The organism is Shewanella zhangzhouensis (assembly GCF_019457615.1).
Taxonomy (GTDB): domain Bacteria; phylum Pseudomonadota; class Gammaproteobacteria; order Enterobacterales; family Shewanellaceae; genus Shewanella; species Shewanella zhangzhouensis.
Map to the genome: position 1 here is coordinate 1,476,023 of NZ_CP080414.1, position 20,979 is coordinate 1,497,001.

Here is a 20,979-nt window from a genome sequence, read left to right on the forward strand (position 1 = left end):
GTGTTTTTATGTGCCGCACGCCTGCACACAGGCGTCCTGAGTAGAGGTGCGCCAAGCATCAGTAACAGTCAACAGGGTGATGCCGTTGACGGGCTGTGAAAGGGCATTGGCGCCGAAGTGGATGTGTGTATCACCGCCTTCCGCTGGGGCCGTTATCGAAAGAAACGGCACTGCCATAGTATTTTCTGTCGGGATGACAGAGGTAGTAATTACTATGGAGCGCTACTGATAGGACAGGTGTTTTTGGGTATCTTTGCCGTTTCCCACCAGTTCAGTCGCCCTCCATTCGTTTAAAGCGAAGATATTTCAATGACATTGATAAGTTATGCCGACTCGGCGCTCTCCTTGCTGCCGCCGGTTGTGGCTATTGTACTGGCGGTACTGACCCGCAAAGTACTCTTGTCCCTTGGGTTGGGTATTCTGGTCGGCGCGCTGCTGCTGAATGATTTTGCCCCCCTTGCCAGTGGCGAATTTCTGGCCCACCGGGTTACCAATCTGGTGTGGAGCGATGGCGCGCTCAATAGCTGGAACCTCTATATTCTCGGCTTTTTGCTGCTTTTGGGGATGATCACCGCCCTCATTACCGTATCCGGTGCTGCCCGAGCCTTTGCCGACTGGGCCAGACAACGCATCCGCAATAAGCGCGATGCCAAGTTGCTGACCATGTTTTTGGGCTGCGTGGTCTTTATCGACGACTACTTCAACAGTCTGGTGGTGGGCTCCATTTCCCGTCCCCTGACCGACCGTTACTATATTTCCCGCGCCAAGCTCGCCTATCTGCTGGACTCCACCGCCGCGCCTGTGTGCGTGATTTCACCGGTTTCCAGCTGGGGCGCCTACATCATTGCGCTGATTGGCGGCATCCTCGCCAGTCACGGCATGGCTGATGCGGGCCATCTGTCGGTGTTTATCCAGATGATCCCGATGAACTTCTACGCCATCTTCGCGCTCTTGCTGCTGCTGTGTGTGGCCTTTATGGGGCTGGATGTGGGCCCGATGAAGACTCATGAGCAAAACGCCATGCGCGGTAATTTGTACGATGAATCCAAGGGCACGCCACCGGGCGCCAGTGCCGATCTGCCGGAGGCTGACAGCGGCCGTATCGCGGGGCTCTTTGTGCCCATCGGCACCCTGGTATTTGCCACCCTGTTTTTTATGATCCAAAGCGGCGCTTCGGCTCTCGCTGACGAAAAGCTGCCGTTTTCGCTGATTGGCGCTTTTGAGAAAACCGATGTGGGCGGTTCGCTGTTCTTCGGTGCGCTGGTGGGCCTGGGAGTAACGCTGGTGCAGGCCATGATGCAAAAGGTTGAGAGCAAGCTGATTATCACAGCGCTCACCCAGGGCGCCCGATCCATGGTGCCTGCCATCTATATCCTGCTGTTTGCCTGGACCATTGCTGGCATTATCGGCGAGCTGGAAACCGGTAAGTTTATGGCAAGTCTTGCCAGCGGCAATATTCCTTTTGCGCTGCTGCCAGCGGCGATGTTCATCCTCGCGGGGCTTACCGCCTTTGCCACCGGTACCAGCTGGGGTACCTTCGGCATTATGCTGCCGATTGCCGCCGACATGGCCATGGGCAGCCACACCGCCATGATGTTGCCAATGCTTGCCGCCGTGTTGGCTGGCGCTGTATTTGGTGACCACTGCTCGCCCATTTCGGATACCACGATTTTGTCGTCCACCGGCGCCAGCTGCCATCATATCGACCATGTGGTGACTCAGCTGCCCTACGCGCTGATTGTGGCTGTCATCAGTTTGGTGGGTTACACGGTGATGGGCTTTACCGAGTCGGTGTGGGCCGGATTTGGCACGACTTCAGTCCTCTTTGTGCTGGCAGTGATAGGTCTTAGAATCAAGGCCGGTAAGGGCTGAGTATCAGTGATTTGGCAAGACGTTTAACAATAAAAAAGCCGCTCAGTTGAGCGGCTTTTTTGTGGCTGAGCTTTCGCTTACCAAAGCGCGGCCCAAATCAGGCCGCTGCTTATTTCAGGTTGCTTATTTCAGGCTGCGGCTTACTTCAGGCCGCGGCGCTCCAGCAGACCGTCGGTGGTCGGTTCCTGACCGCGGAAATTGATGTAGGCTTCCATCGGCGGCACGCTGTTGCCCACTTCACGGATGGCCTTGCGGTACTTCATACCTATCTCGCGGTTCAGGCCGCCCTGGGTTTGCACGTAGGCGTAGGCGTCGGCTGCCAGAATTTCAGACCACATATAGGCGTAGTAGCTGGCGCTGTAGCCGCCCGGGAAGGCGTGGGCGAAGTAGGTAGAGCGGTAACGTGGCGGCACGGCTTCAATGTCCACGCCGTGCTTCTTGAGCGCTGCTGCTTCGAAGCTGGCAACGTCTTTGAGGCTGTCACCGGCTTTCAGTGAGTGCCATTCCAAATCCACCAGGGCAGCGGCCATGTACTCCAGGGTGTCAAAGCCCTGGTTGAAGCTGCGGGATTTCAGAAGCTTGTCCAGCAATGGCTTGGGCAGTGGTTCACCGGTCTGGTAGTGACGGGCGTAGTTGGCCAGCACCTTGGGATGGGCAGCCCAGTCTTCTTCGAAGGTGGATGGGAACTCAACGAAGTCGCGGGAAACCTTGGTGCCCGCCAGTGTTGGGTATTTCACCCTGGACAGCATGCCGTGGGTGCCGTGGCCCATTTCGTGGAACATAGTGGTCACTTCATCGTAGCTGACAAAGGTCGGCTCGCCGTCCGGTGCCTTCTTGATGTTCATCACGTTCACAACCACAGGCTTGTTACCCAGCAGGCCGGATTGGTCCACGAAGGAGCTCTTCCAGGCGCCGCCACGCTTGCCGTCGCGGGCAAAATAGTCGGCGTAGAAGATGGCGAGGCTGGTGCCGTCTTCATCAAACATTTCATAGGCCTTCACGTCCGGGTGGTACACCGGCAGATCGGGGCGCGGCTTCATGGTCAGGCCGTACAGTTCTTTGATGGTGTAGAACACGCCATCTTCCAGTACACGGTTGAATTCGAAGTAAGGCTTGAGGCTCTCTTCATCCAGGGCGTATTTTTCCTGACGCACTTTTTCGGCGTAGAAGGCCCAGTCCCATGGCTTGAGCTCGAAATTGCCACCGGTTTTATCAATCATTGCCTGAATGTCGGCAGCTTCTTTGCGGGTGTTGGCCACGACTTTTGGCACCATGGTGCCAAAGAGCTCATATACGGCCTCAGGGCTGCCGGCCATTTGCGGCGCCAGACGGTAGCTGGCCCAGTTGTCAAAGCCCAGCAGGGCTGCGCGCTCGGCGCGAAGCTGTGCCAGACGTGCAACCAGAGAGGCTGTTTCGTTCTCGCCTTCAAGGCCACGGTTGGCAGAGGCTTCGAATACCCGCTTACGCAGCTCGCGGTTTTCAAGCTGTGCCAGCACCGGCTGGCGGGTGGTGTTGGTGATAGACAGCAGGAACTTGCCGTCATGGCCTGCGGCCTTGGCATCGGCGGCGGCCATACGAATAGCACTGTCGGACAGACCGGCCAGCTCGGCTTCGCTGTCAACCACTACGGCAATTTCCTTGGTCAGACGACGCAGGCGCTGCTGGAATTCATCGGTCAGCTTGGAGTGCTCTTCGTTCAGGGCACGGATTTGGGTCTTCTGCGCTTCGGTAAGCTTGGCGCCGGCCATCACAAAGCGCTGATGGTACACCTCAATCAGGCGCACTTCTTCTTTGGTCAGTCCAAGGTCATTGCGCTGGTTGTACAGACTCTCGATGCGGGCAAACAGAGTCGGGTTCAGGTTGATGTCGTCAGAGTGAGCCGACATCAGTGGTGCCATCTTGGCCTGGAGTGCTTGCAGGCTGGGGTTGGAGTCGGTGCCCGCCAGGTTATAGAACACCTTGGAGGTGCGGGTCAGCAGGGCGCCGCTTTTTTCCATGGCCACCAGGGTGTTTTCAAAGCTGGCAGGCTCAGGATTGTTGGCAATGGCCAGGATCTCGGCCTTGTGCTCGGCAATGCCCTGGAGCAGTGCTGGCTCAAAGTGGCTGTCCTTTATGGCGGTAAAATCGGGCGCCTGATATTGCAGTGTGCTTGGCGCGAAGAAGGGGTTGTCGGCACTGATACCTGCTACAGCGGTGGCTACATCGCCACTGTTAACGGCGCTTTGGGATGGACCAAGGGCGCAGCCGCCCAACAAGAGCGCGCCGCCTACGGCAAGGGCGATAAGGCTTTTATGCATGGTTTCTTCCTGCTTGTTGTTGTGATTGTGGTTTTTTGATGACTGGCTAGGCTAACGAGGCGGCCTTAAATAAGTCTGAATTGTTGCCGGAACTGGCACTGGGGCTGGGGCTGCGCTAAGATAGCCCGGCATTTTTTTCAGGGGATCTTCGCGTTGGCTCAGCTCTATTTTTATTACTCGGCAATGAATGCCGGCAAATCCACCTCGCTGCTTCAGTCTTCCTATAACTACCGCGAGCGGGGCATGAACACCCTGGTGCTGACCGCTGCCATCGACGACAGATATGGCGTGGGCAAGGTGGCTTCGCGTATTGGTATTCAGGCCGATGCCACTGCGTTTGGCAGTGAAGATAACCTGATGGATTTGATTGCCACCCACCACAGCCAGCAGCAGCTGCACTGCGTACTGGTGGACGAGAGCCAGTTTTTATCTAAAACCCAGGTGCGTCAGCTTACCGATGTGGTGGATAAACTCGATATTCCCGTGCTCTGTTATGGCCTTCGCAGCGATTTTCGCGGCGAGCTTTTTATTGGCAGTCAGTATCTGCTGGCCTGGGCCGATAAGCTGGTGGAGCTGAAAACCATTTGTTTTTGTGGCCGCAAGGCCAATATGGTGGTGCGCCGCGATGGTGCCGGGAATCCAGTGCGCGATGGTGCTCAGGTGGCCATTGGTGGTAACGAGAGTTACGAGTCCATGTGCCGCAAGCACTTCAGCGAGCTGGTGTGGGACTGACACAGCCCCAATAAAAAAGCGCCCGAGGGCGCTTTTTTATTGGCTGACGATAACCCAAAGCTTAGGCGTGGGTTAAGTACCACTGCCAGTCCTGCTGGCCAACCTCTGCCATAAACTGCTGATACTCAGCGCGTTTAATTTTTCCGTAAATGCGGTGAAAATCCCCACCCAATACAGACTTCATCCACCCGGAACGCTCGAAATTGGTCAGCGCCGACAACCAGTCGGTGGGCAGGGTCTGGTGCTCGCCCTGATAACCATTTCCGACAATGGCCTCGCCGGGGGATAACCTATGGCGAATACCATGGTGGCATGCCGCCAAAATTGCCGCTGCCGCCAGATAAGGGTTGGCGTCTGCGCCGCAGATCCTGTGCTCCACATGGCGACTTGCCGCCGGGCCGCCGGGGACCCGGAAAGACACGGTGCGATTGTTCACGCCCCAGGTCTTGGCGATGGGGGCGTAGCTTGCGCTCTGAAAACGCCGGAACGAATTGGCATTGGGGCAAAACAGCAGCTGTGCATCCTCCAGGGTGGCCATCATACCGGCAATGGATTGGGTCAACTCCGGTGTGCCTTCGGGGTTGTCGCTGGCAAACAGGTTATCGCCATCGGCATCGGCCAGGCTGACGTGCATGTGCATGCCGCTGCCCGCCAGCTCGCCAAAGGGTTTGGCCATAAAACAGGCCTGCATGCCGTGCTTCGCAGCCACACCCTTGACCAATCTCTTGTAGCGCACCGCTTCATCCATGGCCTGCAGCGCATCGAATCTGTGCTCAAGGGTGATTTCCACCTGACCGGGAGCGTACTCTGAAATGGCGGTGCGGGCAGGAATGCCCTGCACCTCACAGGCGTGGTAAAGGTCATCCAGGAAGGGTTGCAGTCGCTCCAACTCCAAAATGCCATACACCTGAGTTTGGGTTGGTCTGTGACCATCGCTTTGCATTGCTGGCTGGGGTTTGCCATTGGCATCAAAGCGCTGATCAAGCAGGAAAAACTCCAACTCCGCCGCCATTACAGGATAAAAACCATCCGCTTGCAGGGATGCCATTACCCTGGACAGCACCAGGCGGGGATCGGCCACCGCTGCCGGCAATCCGGCGTCGGGATGCATAGCCAGATGCACCTGAGCGGTGGGCTGGTTGCGCCATGGCTGCATCAGCAAACCACCTTCAATGGGAAATGCCAGACAGTCGGCGTCACCCACTTCCCACACGAGCCCGGTATCTTCCACATCGTCACCCTGAACCGTCAGTCCCAGAATAGTGCTGGGCAGAGGACGGCCGTGACGATACATAGACAGCACTTCCTGACGGTGCAGGAGCTTGCCCCGGGGAATACCGTTGGGGTCAATGATAAACACTTCGACGTGCTGAACCTGGGGATGTTTATCAAGAAAGTCTATCGCTTCCTGTGGATTGGCAAAGAGCATAGCGGCCTCGGATTGAGCAATCGCAGCTTGGGGATACCACAGAACTCCGGCGAGCTTGGATTGATATTGAACATGTTGTTTTATTTATTTGACAGTATTTCTTGCCTTGTCAGGGAAAGTCAATGGGGGGCAGCAAGCGAAAATATCGCTGACGCACTACCTTTTTAGATGGCGGGAAGAGCGTGACTCATATCCTGTGTTGGCGTTAAAAGCGGGTTATGGCCGCCTTTTCAGGGGCTTTTGTGGTATCCTGCGTCGCCTCTCCAGCAATTTGTGCAGGACCTGGCCCGACATTTCAGCTGTTTCTATCAGTGTTACCAGGGACGACGTTCTGTCTTAGCCAAGGGAGCTACAATGGCACTCAAATACAGTATTAATCCGCCGGTTTTTTTCGGCTCTCTCTTTCTTATCACTCTGTTGGTGGCCCTTGGTGCCATCTGGCCTGAACAGGCGCAACAATGGTTTGGCGCAGTGCAGCACTGGCTTGAAGTCAAAGCTGGCTGGCTTTACGTGCTCGCGGTGGCCGTCTTTCTGGTTTTTATCGTTTTCGTGATGGTCAGCCGTTTCGGTGATATCAAGCTTGGCCCTGATCATGCCGAGCCCGACTACAGCTACAAGAGCTGGATTGCCATGCTGTTTTCGGCGGGCATGGGCATAGGGCTGATGTTTTTTGGGGTGGCAGAGCCTGTCATGCACCTGATTGCCCCCCCGGATGCAGCGCCCGAGTCTATCGAGGCCGCCAGGCAGGCGATGAAAATCACCTTCTTCCACTGGGGTATCCATGCCTGGGCCATCTATGCTGTGGTGGCCCTGAGTCTGGCGTACTTCGCCTATCGACATAAATTGCCGCTGCTGCCAAGAAGCGCGCTTTATCCCTTGATTGGCGAACGTATTCACGGCCCTATCGGCCATGCGGTGGATGCTTTTGCGGTACTTGGCACCATGTTTGGTGTCGCTACGTCCCTGGGGTTTGGGGTGCTGCAGGTAAACGCCGGGCTTAATTTTCTCTTTGGCGACCAAATCCCGGTGAGTGCGCCCCTGCAGGTGGGCCTCATTGTGGTCATTACCCTGATAGCCACTGTGTCTGTGTTTTCCGGACTCGATAAGGGGGTTAAGCGGCTCAGCGAGCTGAATCTCTTCTTGGCGGTGCTGCTGATGCTGGTGGTGCTCCTGGTGGGGCCAACTGTGGCGCTGCTGCAGGCCTTTGTACAAAACACCGGTGCCTACTTCTCTGATATTGTTGGGAAAACATTTAACCTATACGCCTATCAGCAGAAAAACGACTGGCTGGGTGGCTGGACCCTGCTGTACTGGGGGTGGTGGATTTCCTGGTCGCCCTTTGTGGGCACTTTTATCGCCCGGGTATCCCGTGGCCGTACTATTCGTGAGTTTCTGCTGGGGGTGCTCTTTGTGCCCAGCGGCTTTACCTTCTTGTGGATGACGGTATTTGGCAATTCGGCCATAGATCAGATTTTGCATCAGGGTAACAGCGTGTTGGCCGAGGCGGTTTCCAGTGATGTATCTGTGGCGCTGTTTGTGTTCTTCCAGCAACTGCCGCTCACATCCTTGCTCTCGGCGGTGGCCCTGTGTCTGGTGGTGACCTTCTTTGTGACATCTTCCGACTCCGGCAGTCTGGTGATTGATAACCTTACTTCCGGCGGCGATATGTCGGCGCCTGTGTGGCAGCGAGTGTTTTGGGCGCTGATGCAGGGGGTGGTGGCTTCTGTGCTCTTGCTGGCCGGTGGATTGCAGGCGCTGCAAACGGCAGCTATTGCCAGTGCCATGCCGTTTTTGTTGGTGATGCTGCTGATTTGCCTTGGGCTCTTCAAGGCACTTCAGGATGACTGGCTTAAGCTCTCCAGTGTGCAGTTGCACCACACCAGCGTGCAATATGCCAGTGCCAATGTTGAGTGGCGGGAGCGGCTAAAGGTGCTTGTTAATCAGCCATCGGCGAAGGATGCCCGTGCCTTTATCCGTGGCCCGGCGCGCCAGGCACTCAAGCAAGTGGCTTCGGCTTTTGTGAACGAAGGAATAGACGCCCGGGTGGTTCAGCAGGACGACAGGGTCAGGTTGCTGATTGTCAGCGACAATCATCCCGACTTTGTTTATGGTCTGCGGCTTAGGCAGTACTCCAAAGTGCCGGTCCATGGCGTTGAAGAGACGGACGAAGATTTCTACCGGGTGGAAGTGTTTTTGGAGCACGGTGGCCAACACTACGACGTGCTCGGCTACACGGTTGAACAGTTGCAGGCCGATGCGGTGACTCAATATGAAAAGTATCTGCATTACCTGCATTTGTCAGTGAGTGAAGCGGTTAATCCGGATAGCTGAAGCACACCGATTGCACCGGGCTGATTGGCGCGTTATGCTGCGCCAATCAGAAGCTGTAATCCGACTTTTATGACCCAAAGTAAACTCGATAAGGTATTGGCCGCAGAGCGCGAATACCGTGAAAAACGTGAAGGTGGCTATCGCGAAAAGGCGCTGAAGCTGTATCCCTGGGTGTGTGGCCGCTGTGCGCGTGAATTTACCCATAAAAACCTGTCGGAACTGACAGTGCATCACAGGGATCACAACCACGACAACAACCCGTCCGACGGTTCCAACTGGGAACTCCTGTGCCTTTACTGCCACGATAATGAGCACTCTCGCTTTGAAGAGCTTATTCGCTATGGCAGCACTCAGGAGGCCAAACAAGAGGCGGCAACGTACAATCCCTTCGCCGATCTTAAATCCCTGATGACGAATAAGAAGTAACAAAATTCTTCACCATAAAAATGCGCCTGGTTGGCGCTTTTTTTATGTGTGCCATTTGTCACCTTTGTTTGCCGTGCAAGTGAACAAATTCTGATTGGTTTGCCGCCATGCTCCCCCTATACTCGGGCTGGATCACAACAATAATCAAGATGGGAATTTGGCTATGACAACAGGGAAAATACAGGTCTCCAAGACCCGTTCCTTTATGACGGTGTCGCTGATTGAACTGTGGGAGCGTTTTGGCTTCTACGGTATGCAGGCACTGATTGTTTACTTTATGGTGCAGCGCCTTGGCTTTGCCGATGAGCGCGCCAATCTGGTGTGGAGCGCCTGCGCCGCACTCATTTATGTGGCGCCGGCCATCGGTGGTTGGGTAGGGGACAAGGTGCTCGGCACCAAGCGCACCATGCTGCTGGGTGCGGGTATTCTCACCCTGGGTTACGCCCTGATGGCCGTGCCGACGGATAATACCTGGTTTTTGTTCTCTGCCCTCGGGGTTATCGTGGTGGGTAACGGCCTGTTCAAACCCAATGCCGGTAACCTGGTACGTAAAATTTACGATGGCGATGACTCCAAAATAGACAGTGCCTTCACCATCTATTACATGGCGGTCAACGTAGGTTCGACCTTCTCCATGCTGCTCACCCCCTGGATTAAAGACTACGTCAACGCCAACTATGGCGACGGCTTTGGTTGGCACGCCGCCTTTGCCGTGTGTTTTGTGGGTCTGATTGTGGGTATCGGCAACTACATGATGATGCGCCACACCCTGGATGATTACGGCTCTGAGCCAGACTTGCTGCCGGTGGACAAAAGCAAGCTTGCGGCAGTACTGGGAGCATCATTGCTGGCGGTGGTTGTGTCGGCGGTTATCCTCGAATTTGAAGATATCGCCCGGGTATTTGTGTACGGCGCGGGCCTTGTTGTGCTGGGCATCTTTATCCACCTTATCCGCACCAGTGAAGAGAGCGAGCGGGCAGGGCTCTTGGCGGCGCTGGTACTGACGCTGCAATCCGTGTTCTTTTTTATCTTTTACCAGCAGATGTCCACCTCACTGGCACTCTTTGCGCTGCGAAACGTCGACTGGGACTTTGTGGTGATGGGGCAGCATTTGTGGACCTGGTCTCCGGCACAGTTTCAGGCGCTTAATCCCATCTGGATCATGGTGTTAAGCCCCATCCTTGCCTGGGCGTATGCCTGGGGCGGCAAAAACAACAAAGACCTGTCCATTGCGGCCAAGTTTGCCCTCGGGTTTGCCGTGGTGGCCGCGGGTTTCTTTATCTATAGTGTGGCCGGTGAGTTCGCTGTAAAAGGCAAGACCTCCAGCTGGGTGATGATTTGGGGCTACGGCGCCTATTCTCTGGGCGAGCTGTTGGTGAGTGGGTTAGGCCTTGCCATGATTGCCCGCTATGTGCCCGAGCGCATGGGCGGCTTTATGATGGGTGCCTACTTTGTGGCAACCGGCATCAGCCAGTATCTGGGCGGTGTGGTGGCCAACTTTGCCAGCGTGCCCCAAGGGATTACTGACCCGCTGGAAACCCTTACCATCTACACCAGCCTGTTTAATAAGCTGGGATTTGCGGCCCTGGGTTGCACCCTGATTGCACTGGCAGTATTGCCGCTGATGCGACGCTTAACCCAGACGCACCATAGCCATAATGGCAGTGAGCATGTCGACGCCTGATAAGACGTTTTGAGCCGACACCGCTTGTTAACCCAATGATGTTTGAATAGCGCCGCCTCGTGCGGCGCTGTTTTTCTGATAAAGGAGTGTCCATGAGAATTGCGATACGCGGGTGTGCTGCGTTGATGATAGGGGTCATTGCCATTGCCATTGCCATTGCCATTGCCAATGCCCAGGCACTGGAAATCACGCCCCTGTCAGAGCAGCTTTTCCTGCACCAGAGTGAGAAAGAGGTGGAAGGCTTTGGCAAGGTCTCCGCCAATGGCCTGGTACTCGTGGAGGGCAAAGAGGCCTTTGTGGTGGATACGCCCTGGACGGATGCCGATGCTGAGGCTTTGCTCCAATGGGCAAAGGCTAAAGGCTTAACCGTAAAAGCCGTGCTCGCGACCCACTGGCACGAAGACAGGGCCGGCAGCTTTGGGGTATTTGAGAAGGCCGGTATCACCACCCTGAGCTCTGAGGCGACCCAGGCCATTCTCAGGCAACATCAAAAGACCTTGGCGACCCAAACTTTCAGTGGCGACGAGATACAGTACTTTGGCAACAAGGCCCAGGTGTTTTACCCGGGCGCTGGCCATGCGATGGATAATCTGGTGGTGTACCTGCCTCACGAAAAGCTGCTCTTTGGCGGCTGTCTGGTGCGGGAGGCGTCAACGCGGTCGATGGGATTTTATGGCGATGGGTCGCTGCAGGCCTGGCCTGATTCCATGTCGCGGGTGATGGCGAAATTCCCTGATGTCATCACTGTGGTGCCGGGCCATGGCGCGCTGGGGGATAAACGCTTGCTTGAGCACACCAGGGTACAGGCCGAGGCGGCGCTCAAGGCGCAATAAAGTGGGTTAATGTTACCCGGATTAATCGAGTCCCAGCCGTGCTTCTGACTCCAGCCACTTGGCCCTGCTGAGTGGCTGATTATTTTCACCTTCGAGGGCTTTTTTACGGGCGGGCAGACTGGCGAGGATCTCCAGTTTGCGCTCATCACTTGATTGAGACCAACCGACGATTTCATCGATATGGCGCAGGCAGCCCATACAGTAGTCATCATCATTCAAGCCGCAGCGGGCAACGCAGGGCGACTGTATCATAGGGGTCTCCAAACTGGCAGCGGGTGTTGTGGGAGGCCAGAGTCTACCACCGCAAAGACAGGATTCCCACAGAAGCCAGGGCAGCAAAGGGCGTTGCCGAGGCCCACACTGTCAAGGACCCGGGCCTGAGGTTATAATGATGCCCTGTTTAATTGGGTCACGGCTATGGTGTGGCCCCGGATGAGTTATCCATGTCCCCAGAAGAAAGAGCGCCGAACAATACCCATGTCAGTGAGCCTGCAAAAGATACTCATGAAGCCTTTGCGCATTCCTTTCATGATGCAAAAAACGGTGTATCTCCGGCACCCCTGAATCCGGCCTTTGAGCTTCAGTTGCCCAGGGTTCGCCACACCCTGAGCGAGCTTGCCGCTTTACTCATCGATGCCCGCTCACTGTGGGACATACGCACTTTTAATTGCCAAACCCTGCCGTGGGAGGCGTCTTTTCCGGCTCTGGCATCCTTTGTATTGGCGCTGGAAGATGAGGCCCTCGAGGCGCTAGATGCGAGTCAGGATAGATTATACGAAACCCTAAGACAGGCGCTTGAAACCGACCTCAGCCAGGCGGGTCTTAGCTGGAACAGCGCGTTGTTTTCATGGCAACTCACCGAGCTTAAAGGCACAGAGCAGCGTTCTGCCGCCTTACTGCCAGAGCGGCAAGTCAGCCGTTTTGCCGCAGGCATCAAGGGGCGCAAGTGGGAGCAAATCAGCCGGTTCGCAGCCGCGCTTTCGCAATCACCCACACCTTACCCCGTGCTGGAGTGGTGCGCCGGTAAGGGGCATCTTGGGAGACTCGTTGGCGCCGTAAGCCACAAGCCCGTGCTAAGCCTTGAGTGGCAGCAACAGCTGTGCCTTGACGGGGAAAAAGAAGCGCAAAAGCGCGGTGTCAACCAACGCTTTGTGTGTGCCGATGCCTTTTCCGAAGAGGCGGAGCTGCTACAGGGTGAGCAGCATGCGCTGGCGCTCCACGCCTGCGGTGAGCTGCATCTGGTGTTGTTAAGGCGCGCCGCGGCGGCCCAAACCCGGGCTATCAGTCTGTCACCCTGTTGTTATCATCTTATTCAAGGGGAGCAGTACGCTGGGCTCAGCGACAGCGCCAGAGCCACCGGACTGGTGCTCGACAAGCATGGCCTGCAGCTCCCCCTCAATCACTCGGTCGTCGCCAGCGCCAAAGAAAACCAGGACCGGCTGAAGGAAGTTCAGTGGCGCCTGGGGTTCGACAGCCTGCAGCGTCATCTGCGCCGGGACGACAGTTACTTACCCTTGCCCTCGGTGCGCCAAAGCCAGCTTTCCGGCAGTTTTGATGCCTTTTGTCGCTGGGCCTGTGAGCTTAAAGGCCTGGCGTTACCTGCGGATTTTTGTGGTGATGAATGGTTGGCGCAAGGATGCCAGCGCCAGCGCCTGACCCGACGATTGGATCTGGTGGCGCACCTGTTCAGACCTGTGATTGAGCAGTATCTGCTACTCGACAGGGCTGCATTTTTGTTGGAGTCGGGCTACCGGGTCAGCCTCAGTGCGTTCTGCCCTCCGGGGGTGACGCCCCGTAATGCCCTGATTGACGCCCGTCGTGATTGAAACCGCGTCACTTACCCCTCTTTATTGGCAGCGGCATTTTTCGTTTGCCGTACCCTTTATCACCGATTGAAAGTGGGCGAAAAGCCGCGGCGTTCTCAGGCTGGTTTCAGCCAGGGCTGTTTGAATAGCGGGCCGATTGAGGCTCAAACCTTTGCTCAAGGGGTCGGATGAGCCGACTTCGAGGGCTTAAACTTGAGTATTTTGGTTGGCGACAGAGGCATTTCTCTGGATAATGGCCCTCTATTATCGGGCCTTAACGGCATTCGGCCGGGCGTGCTTTGCATCCTAGATAACAAGAACTGAATGAAATATTCCCGCGTTTTTATCAACAGCATGGCCTATGAATTGGCCCCTGTTGTGGTGTCAAGCTCAGAGCTTGAACAACGTCTTGCTCCCCTGTATCAGAAGTTTCGTATACCCATGGGACAATTGGCAGCCCTTACCGGTATTCGTGAACGCCGCTGGTGGCCGCTCGGGCATAAACTGTCCGATGGCGCCATTGCCGCTGCCAACAAGGCACTGAATGAAACAGGCCTGCAGGCGACCGATTTGGGCGCCGTTGTGTACACAGGGGTATGCCGCGACCAACACGAACCCGCCACCGCCTGCCGCATTGCGGCCGCACTGGGTGTGGGCCGCGACAGCGCCATCTATGACATCTCCAATGCCTGCCTGGGTGTACTGTCAGGCATTCTGGATATCGCCAACCGCATTGAGCTTGGCCAAATCCGCGCCGGGCTGGTGGTGTCCTGTGAATCGGCCCGTGACATAGTGGATGCCACCATAGAGCGGATGCTTGAAGAGCCCACCATGCAGAATTTTGCCCAGTCGCTGGCGACCCTGACTGGCGGCTCGGGCGCTGTGGCGGTATTGCTGACCGATGGCAGCTTTAATTTGGCGACGGCGCGCAATCATCAATTGCTGGGTGCCAGTCAATTGGCCGCTCCGGAACACCATGAGCTGTGTCAGTGGGGGCTTCAGGAAACAGGTCATCGCCTGTACCGTGAGTTTATGCGCACCGACGCAGTGGCGCTGCTGAAAGAAGGGGTAGAGCTTGCCAAACAAACCTGGCAGCACTTCCTCGGTCAGCGTGAGTGGCTGGCAAGCCAGGTGGACAAGGTGATTTGTCACCAGGTGGGCGCGGCCAACCGCAAGCAGGTGCTCTCGGCACTGCAAATTCCTGAAGAAAAAGAATTTCCCACTTTTGCCGAGCTTGGCAATATGGGCACAGTGTCCTTGCCGGTATCGGCGGCCATTGCCCACGACCAGGGCTTTTTGCGCCCGGGGGATCAGGTCAGCTTCCTCGGTATTGGTTCGGGGCTGAACTGCATGATGTTGGGGCTTCGCTGGTAATGGATAATCATAAAATGCTGGACAGCCTGCTGCCTTTTCGTCGCCGTTTTTTCAATCACGGCGGCCACAATATTCACTTTGTCGATGAGGGACCAGAGGGCGACATTGAGCCAAAAGGCACTGTCGTCATGGTGCACGGTAACCCGAGCTGGACCCTGTATTACCGCAATCTGATTGGCGCCCTCAAAGGCGAGTATCGCTGCATTGCCATGGATAATGTGGGTTGTGGCTTGTCGGATAAACCCGATGACAGCCGTTATCATTACACCCTGACAAGCCGTGTTGGCGATCTCGAAGCCTTGCTCGCGCACCTCAATGTGACCGAAAAAGTCACCCTGGTGGTACACGACTGGGGTGGCATGATTGGCATGGGCTGGGCGACGAAATACCCAGATGCCATTGAAAGGCTGGTGATTTTAAATACGGCAGCATTTCACTTGCCTGCCAGCAAGCCCTTGCCGCTGAGGCTTAAAATTTGCCGTGATACCTGGCTTGGAACCCTGCTGGTGCGTGGCTTTAATGCCTTTGCCGGGCTTGCCTCTGTGATTGGCTGCAAGCGCAATCCTATGAGTGCTCAGATGCGTCGCGCTTACGTCGCGCCCTTTAACAGCTGGGCCAATCGTATTTCCACCCTGCGTTTTGTACAGGATATCCCCCTGAAGCCCGGCGACACCGCCTGGGATGAAGTGAGCCGAATAGAGCAGAGCCTGGCGCAATTTACCCGTGTGCCAACACTCATTTGCTGGGGACTCAAAGACTTTGTGTTCGACAGGCATTTCCTTACCGTGTGGCAAGAAAAGCTGCCCCAGGCCGAGGTGCACGCCTTCGAAGACTGTGGTCACTACATCCTTGAAGATGCCAGCGACGAAGTGATAGCCCACATTCAGCGTTTCGTGGCCGCCCCTGCGACCGCCGAGGCCCTCGCATCATGAATGCCAACCTGTGCCGCCATTTGGTTTCGGCTGCACAGGCCCAGCCCCAGGGCTTGGCTGTTGCGGTACAAAGGCACAGATTCGGCAAGCCACCGCGGGGAATTGGTGAGCTTTGCTACGATGAGCTGACCCTGAGTGAACTTAATCGCCGCAGTGACGCCATCGCCCATGGGCTGAATGCCATAGGTTTGAATGCCGGTGACAAGGCCGTGCTCATGGTGACCCCCGGGCTGGATTTTTTCGCCCTGACTTTCGCGCTGTTTAAAGCCGGGATCATCCCTGTGATGGTTGACCCCGGCATGGGTATCAAAAATCTCGGTCAGTGCTTTGATGAAGCAGCGCCCGATGCCTTTATCGGTATCCCCAAGGCCCATGTGGCGCGGATGCTGTTTTCATGGGGCAAAAAGACGGTTACCCAGTTGGTCACCGTTGGCCGGGGGCTCAAACTTTGGGGCGGCAATACCCTGGCCCAGATAGAAAAACGCGGCCAGGATATGGGACCCTATCCCATGGCACTGCTCGATGAGCAGGCGCTTTGCGCCATCCTGTTTACCAGTGGCAGCACTGGTATCCCCAAAGGTGTCGAGTACAGTCATCAGATGTTTGAGGCGCAAATTCAAGCGCTTAAACAGGATTATGGCATTCGCCACGGCGAGCGGGATCTGTCGACTTTCCCGCTGTTTGCCCTCTTTGGCCCTGCGCTTGGCATGGCTTCCATCGTGCCCTGTATGGATGCCAGTCGGCCTATCAAGGCAAAACCCGAATATCTCTTTAAAGCCATCGCTGACTATCAGTGCACCAACCTGTTTTTGAATCCGGCGCTGCTGGATAAGCTTGGCCGTTACGGCGAGGCGAATGCATTGACGCTGAATGGCGTCAGGCGGGTTATCTCTGCCGGGGCACCTGCGTCCATTGATGCCATCAGCCGCTTCCGCCAGATACTGCCGCCGGATGCGCCAGTGCTGAATTCTTACGGCGCCACTGAAGGCCTGCCACTGTGCTTTGTCGCCAGTGATGAGCTCCTTGCCAGCGGTGAGGTGACGGCCAAAGGTGGTGGCATCCTGGTGGGTAAACCCGTGCAGGGCGTCGCGCTTGAAATCATCGCCATCGATGAGGCGCCAATTGCCGAGTGGCAGGACGAGCTTAAACTGCAACCCTATGAAATCGGAGAGATAGTGGTGAAAGGCCCCATGGTGAGCCGCGCCTACTATCACAGAGATGAAGCCACCAGTGTGGCCAAAATTGCCGATGGCGAGGGGATGTGGCATCGCATGGGTGACCTTGGCTATCTGGATGAGCTGGGGCGTCTGTGGATGTGTGGCCGCAAGGCCCATCGGGTGGATGCCACCGAAGGCGGCGCCTTCAGGAAACACTATTTCTCCATTCCCTGTGAGCGAATTTTCAATATCCATCCACTGGTTGCCCGCTCGGCACTGGTTGGGGTACATCGTCATGGGGATAAGATCCCGCTGGTTTGCCTGGAACTCGAGCGGTCTCAGGCCTGTAACAATGCCAGCAGCCTCTACCGTGAGCTGCGTGAAATGGCCGAGGCCCACGAGATAACCCAGGGAATAGATTTCTTCCTTATCCATGAGTCCTTCCCCATGGATGTTCGCCACAACGCCAAGATTTTCAGAGAAAAACTGGCGCTGTGGGCCGAAAAGCAACTCTCAGGTGGTCTGAACAAATGACCCAGGCTTTTTCCTTACATCCGGCGCAGCTGGATGCCGCCAAACGACTCAAAAGCCACGTCAGCCGCGTACTGGTGACAGGCGCAGGGGGCTTTTTGGGGGAGGCGCTTTGCCGGCAGTTGCTGAGTGCTGGTATTGAGGTCGTCGGCATTGCCCGCTCGGTCTATCCAGCCCTTGATGCCATGGGTGTAGAGATGCACCGTGGCGATATCACCGACCCTGAGGCCCTGTCTGCGGCCATGAAAGGCTGCGAGCTGGTGTTTCATGTGGCGTCCAAGGCTGGGGTGTGGGGCAGCCGTGAAAGTTACTATGGCCCCAATGTCATCGGCGCTGGCAATGTGCTGAAGGCGGCCCGGGACCTGGGCATCAAAGCCATTGTTTACACCAGCACCCCCAGTGTGACCTTTGATGGTAAAGATGAATCGGGTATCGATGAGTCTGCGCCCTATGCAGCGCACTTTTTGAATCATTACGGCGCATCCAAGGCCGAGGCCGAGGACATAATGTTGAAGGCGAACTCGCCGTCACTGGTGACTACTGCATTGAGGCCCCATCTGATTTGGGGGCCAAACGATCCCCATCTGGTACCCAGGGTGCTGGAACGTGGCCGCGCCGGTCGTCTGCGTCTCCTGGGGGCCGAAGATAAGCTGGTGGATACCATTTATGTGGATAACGCCGCCCATGCCCATGTGCTGGCGGCGCTTGCTTTGCTCGAAAAGCCCGGCGAGTGTGGCGGCAGAGCATTTTTCCTCAGCAACGGCGAGCCGGTCACCATGGCGTCAATGTTGTCGAAAATTCTCGCCTGTGCCGGTTTGCCGGGCGTGACCCGCCGGGTACCCGTGTGGCTTGCTTACGCCATGGGCGCGTTTTTGGAAGGTGTGTATGGTCTTCTTGGCAAACAGGAGGAACCCCTGATGACCCGCTTTGTGGCAAGGCAGCTGTCTTGCAGCCACTACTACGATATCAGTGCCGCGCGGGAGATTTTAGGCTACGAGCCGCTGATTTCTCTGGATGAGGGCATGGCGCGGCTCAAGGCGTCACTGCAGCAATAGATTCTAAAAGCAAACCCCAAAAATCAGCCCCCCAAATAAGCCCCAGGACGATTTGTCTCGGGGCTGAAGCTATAGCCATTCAAACTCCCCTCAAACAGACTTCACGCCAGATGAGGCGCAAAGCTGGCTTACGCCAGCCCCGGCACCATCATTATTCCAGTCGCAGCTGTTGCCCGGGTTTGATAATGCTCTTCATATTGAGCCCATTCAGCGTCAGCAGCTTGTCCAGGGATAATCCATGGCGCTTGGCAATGCCACTCAGGGTATCGCCTGATTTTACCTGATAGCTGCCGCCCTTACCGGGGGTAGATGGCGTTAAGTTCACCAGCGCCGTGTTAAGGGCGGCCAGCTGGGTCTTTGGCAGGTTGATTTGATATTTGCCGCTGAAGGGCACGATGCCGTCCCTGAAGGCCGGATTCAGTCTGGAGAGTTCTTTGGCAGACATGCCCAGCGCCTGGGCAATGTTGGACAGTGCCACACCGTTGGGCACAGCTTCCCTTGCCATTACGGGCGCGTTGGCAATAGGGGGGAAACTGGCCGACTGAGTTTGTGGGTCCCGTAAAACCGCCAGCGCCGCCAGCCATTTGTACAGGGTGGGTGCCTGATTACGACTCAGTCCGAGCGCCAGAAAGTCCTCGGCTTTGCCCTTGCGGCGATTGCGCTCAATGGCCGATTTCAGCTTGCCTTCACCCATGTTGTAGGCTGCTACCGCCGACAGCCAGTCGTTATTGAACATCTCGTACAGGTATAGCAGGTAATCCAGGGCGGCGCGGGTGGCTGGGTTCGGGTCCAATCTGCCATCGTAGCTTTGATTGACCCTGAGATGGTGATTACGACCTGTCTGGGCGGCAAGTTGCCACAGTCCGGCGCCCCCCAATCCCTTGATACCTGGGTGGTAGCCACTTTCTATCAGCGGCAGCAGGGCAAGTTCCAGCGGCATATCCCGTGCTTCCAGCTCACTGATGATGTCGTACAGCCAGGGTTCGGCGGCAGCGGGCGCATTGATGGGGAAGAGGCCGTTATTGCGGTGAAGTCCATGGAAATAAGCGACTTCCGGGTGCGAAGGCACGGCAATGGTCTGTGCATCGGCGATTTTTTGCCACAGGTTTTGCTGCGGTGTTGCTTCCGGCGCCGGTGACTCCGGTGTGCTGGTGTCTTCTGTAATGACGGGGACAATCGCTTCAGGCTGAGCGCTTAACTCTGTATCCCGGGAGGCATCGGGTGTCTGGGTGTTTACCTGACAGCCTGCGAGGACTGACAGACTTAACAGCAGCAAGAACCAGGCCCTGATACGGCCTTGTCTGCTGGCAGGCAGAGCGTTCAAAAAGATTGTTTTTCCCATGATGATTCCCTCCCTGACTGCCCTGCGGCGCGAAAAGCGCTAAATCATACGCCTGTTGTTACCCCTTGGCATCGGGGGGCTGAATAAATATTTTTGCCGGGAGCCCTTACCGGTAAAAAAGCGCGTTAAGCCGTCAGTATGACCGCAAACAAATAACAATGTTGCAGATATGTAGAATGTCATGCTGTAAATTATTGAAAAATTATTACAATTATTAGGGTGACGTTAAGGTTCATTCTGGTATGTTCGGGTCGGATTAGCGAACTCGAATAAGCGGAAAGGACCCATGCTAAGCATTAAAAACCTCACCAAAACCTACGATAACGGGGTGAAAGCCCTGAACAATGTCAATCTGGAAATCCCCAAGGGTATGTTTGGCCTGTTAGGGCCCAACGGAGCCGGGAAGTCCAGCCTGATGCGTACCATTGCAACCCTGCAATCGGCCGACAGTGGCAGCATTCATTTCGATGGCATAGATGTGATGGCCGATCCCATGAAACTACGCACCATGCTGGGCTATTTGCCTCAGGATTTTAACGTCTACCCCCGGGTGACTGCGCTGGATTTGCTGGATCACCTGGCGGTGCTTAAAGGGATTGGTAATGCCAAAGAGCGCAAGGAAATCGTTGAAGGTCTGCTGGCTCACACCAACCTCTATCAACACAGATTCAAATCGGTCAGTGGCTACTCCGGCGGTATGCGTCAGCGCTTTGGTATTGCCCAGGCCTTGCTGGGTGACCCCAAATTGTTGATTGTGGATGAACCCACCGCGGGCCTCGACCCCGAAGAGCGCAACCGTTTCCACAATTTGCTGGTGAGCCTGGGTGAGGAGCGGGTTGTCATTCTCTCGACCCACATAGTGGAAGATGTGGCCGAACTGTGCCCACAAATGGCTGTACTGGCATCGGGCAGCATATTGCTTGAAGGCAACCCGCAAGAGCTGGTGGATTCCCTGAATGGCAGAATTTGGCGCCGTACCGTGTCCCAGCAGGAAGCCGCAGAGCTTGAAGCGCGCCTGCCGGTGATTTCCAAGCGCCTATTCGCCGGCCGCACTGTGCTGAATGTCATGTCGGAAGCCTGTCCCGAAGGGTTTGAAGGCACGGATGCCGGGCTTGAGGACTTGTATTTCTCGACCCTGCACAGCCACAGAAGCCATCAGGCCGCATAAGAGAGGGCAGC

Annotated in this window: 16 protein-coding genes and 1 riboswitch; of the genes, 12 read left to right on the forward strand and 4 right to left on the reverse strand. The window is 56.2% G+C overall.

The genetic code is table 11. From position 1 onward, the window contains the following. Nucleotides 1-33: 33 nt before the first annotated feature. Nucleotides 34-233: riboswitch (Lysine riboswitch) on the forward strand. 76 nt (nucleotides 234-309) lie between these two features. Beyond that, a complete protein-coding gene (locus K0H63_RS06375; RefSeq protein WP_220067214.1) occupies nucleotides 310-1,872 on the forward strand; it encodes a Na+/H+ antiporter NhaC family protein in 1,563 nt (520 codons plus the stop codon). A 140-nt stretch (nucleotides 1,873-2,012) separates the two neighbouring features. Here the strand turns inward: K0H63_RS06375 and K0H63_RS06380 are convergent, their stop codons facing one another. Then, nucleotides 2,013-4,169: a M3 family metallopeptidase gene (locus K0H63_RS06380; RefSeq protein WP_220067215.1), complete on the reverse strand. Its 2,157-nt coding sequence runs from the start codon at nucleotides 4,167-4,169 to the stop codon at nucleotides 2,013-2,015. 153 nt (nucleotides 4,170-4,322) lie between these two features. On the opposite strand from K0H63_RS06380, the gene K0H63_RS06385 reads away from it, so the two are divergent. After that, on the forward strand, nucleotides 4,323-4,901 hold the full coding sequence (locus K0H63_RS06385) for a thymidine kinase (RefSeq protein ID WP_220067216.1): 579 nt from the start codon (nucleotides 4,323-4,325) through the stop codon (nucleotides 4,899-4,901). A gap of 61 nt (nucleotides 4,902-4,962) precedes the next feature. Here K0H63_RS06385 and K0H63_RS06390 read toward each other — a convergent pair whose 3' ends face one another. Next, on the reverse strand, nucleotides 4,963-6,330 hold the full coding sequence (locus K0H63_RS06390; protein ID WP_220067217.1) for a glutamine synthetase family protein: 1,368 nt from the start codon (nucleotides 6,328-6,330) through the stop codon (nucleotides 4,963-4,965). A gap of 354 nt (nucleotides 6,331-6,684) precedes the next feature. On the opposite strand from K0H63_RS06390, the gene K0H63_RS06395 reads away from it, so the two are divergent. From K0H63_RS06395 to bla, 4 genes are all read left to right on the forward strand, one after another. Beyond that, nucleotides 6,685-8,661: a BCCT family transporter gene (locus K0H63_RS06395; protein WP_220067218.1), complete on the forward strand. Its 1,977-nt coding sequence runs from the start codon at nucleotides 6,685-6,687 to the stop codon at nucleotides 8,659-8,661. 69 nt (nucleotides 8,662-8,730) lie between these two features. Further along, the gene (locus tag K0H63_RS06400) at nucleotides 8,731-9,087 is read left to right on the forward strand and encodes a YajD family HNH nuclease (RefSeq protein WP_220067219.1); all 357 of its coding nucleotides are present in this window, start codon (nucleotides 8,731-8,733) and stop codon (nucleotides 9,085-9,087) included. A 163-nt stretch (nucleotides 9,088-9,250) separates the two neighbouring features. Next, a complete protein-coding gene (locus tag K0H63_RS06405) occupies nucleotides 9,251-10,771 on the forward strand; it encodes a peptide MFS transporter (RefSeq protein WP_220067220.1) in 1,521 nt (506 codons plus the stop codon). Between the two features lie 92 nt (nucleotides 10,772-10,863). Further along, complete coding sequence (bla, locus tag K0H63_RS06410; protein ID WP_220067221.1) at nucleotides 10,864-11,604, forward strand: subclass B1 metallo-beta-lactamase; 741 nt, start codon at nucleotides 10,864-10,866, stop codon at nucleotides 11,602-11,604. A gap of 21 nt (nucleotides 11,605-11,625) precedes the next feature. On the opposite strand, the gene K0H63_RS06415 is transcribed toward bla, so the two are convergent. Further along, entirely contained in the window at nucleotides 11,626-11,853 is a 228-nt protein-coding gene (locus tag K0H63_RS06415) for a DUF1289 domain-containing protein (protein WP_220067836.1), read from the reverse strand. Nucleotides 11,854-12,047: 194 nt separating this feature from the next. On the opposite strand from K0H63_RS06415, the gene K0H63_RS06420 reads away from it, so the two are divergent. From K0H63_RS06420 to oleD, 5 genes are all read left to right on the forward strand, one after another. After that, nucleotides 12,048-13,430 carry a methyltransferase gene (locus K0H63_RS06420; RefSeq protein WP_220067222.1) on the forward strand — a complete coding sequence of 461 codons (1,383 nt, stop codon included), beginning with the start codon at nucleotides 12,048-12,050 and terminating at the stop codon, nucleotides 13,428-13,430. A gap of 303 nt (nucleotides 13,431-13,733) precedes the next feature. Further along, on the forward strand, nucleotides 13,734-14,783 hold the full coding sequence (locus tag K0H63_RS06425; protein WP_220067223.1) for a 3-oxoacyl-ACP synthase III: 1,050 nt from the start codon (nucleotides 13,734-13,736) through the stop codon (nucleotides 14,781-14,783). 14 nt (nucleotides 14,784-14,797) lie between these two features. After that, nucleotides 14,798-15,715 carry an alpha/beta fold hydrolase gene (locus K0H63_RS06430; protein WP_220067837.1) on the forward strand — a complete coding sequence of 306 codons (918 nt, stop codon included), beginning with the start codon at nucleotides 14,798-14,800 and terminating at the stop codon, nucleotides 15,713-15,715. Continuing rightward, entirely contained in the window at nucleotides 15,712-17,406 is a 1,695-nt protein-coding gene (oleC, locus tag K0H63_RS06435) for an olefin beta-lactone synthetase (protein ID WP_220067224.1), read from the forward strand. The genes K0H63_RS06430 and oleC overlap by 4 nt, the downstream gene beginning before the upstream one ends. Then, nucleotides 17,403-18,458, forward strand: coding sequence for a 2-alkyl-3-oxoalkanoate reductase (oleD, locus tag K0H63_RS06440; protein ID WP_220067225.1), 1,056 nt, complete (start codon nucleotides 17,403-17,405; stop codon nucleotides 18,456-18,458). The genes oleC and oleD overlap by 4 nt, the downstream gene beginning before the upstream one ends. A 151-nt stretch (nucleotides 18,459-18,609) precedes the next feature. Here the strand turns inward: oleD and K0H63_RS06445 are convergent, their stop codons facing one another. After that, nucleotides 18,610-19,800 carry a transglycosylase SLT domain-containing protein gene (locus K0H63_RS06445; RefSeq protein ID WP_220067226.1) on the reverse strand — a complete coding sequence of 397 codons (1,191 nt, stop codon included), beginning with the start codon at nucleotides 19,798-19,800 and terminating at the stop codon, nucleotides 18,610-18,612. 286 nt (nucleotides 19,801-20,086) lie between these two features. Between K0H63_RS06445 and K0H63_RS06450 the strand changes: the two genes are divergently transcribed. Then, a complete protein-coding gene (locus K0H63_RS06450; protein WP_220067227.1) occupies nucleotides 20,087-20,968 on the forward strand; it encodes an ABC transporter ATP-binding protein in 882 nt (293 codons plus the stop codon). The last annotated feature ends 11 nt before the right edge of the window (nucleotides 20,969-20,979 follow it).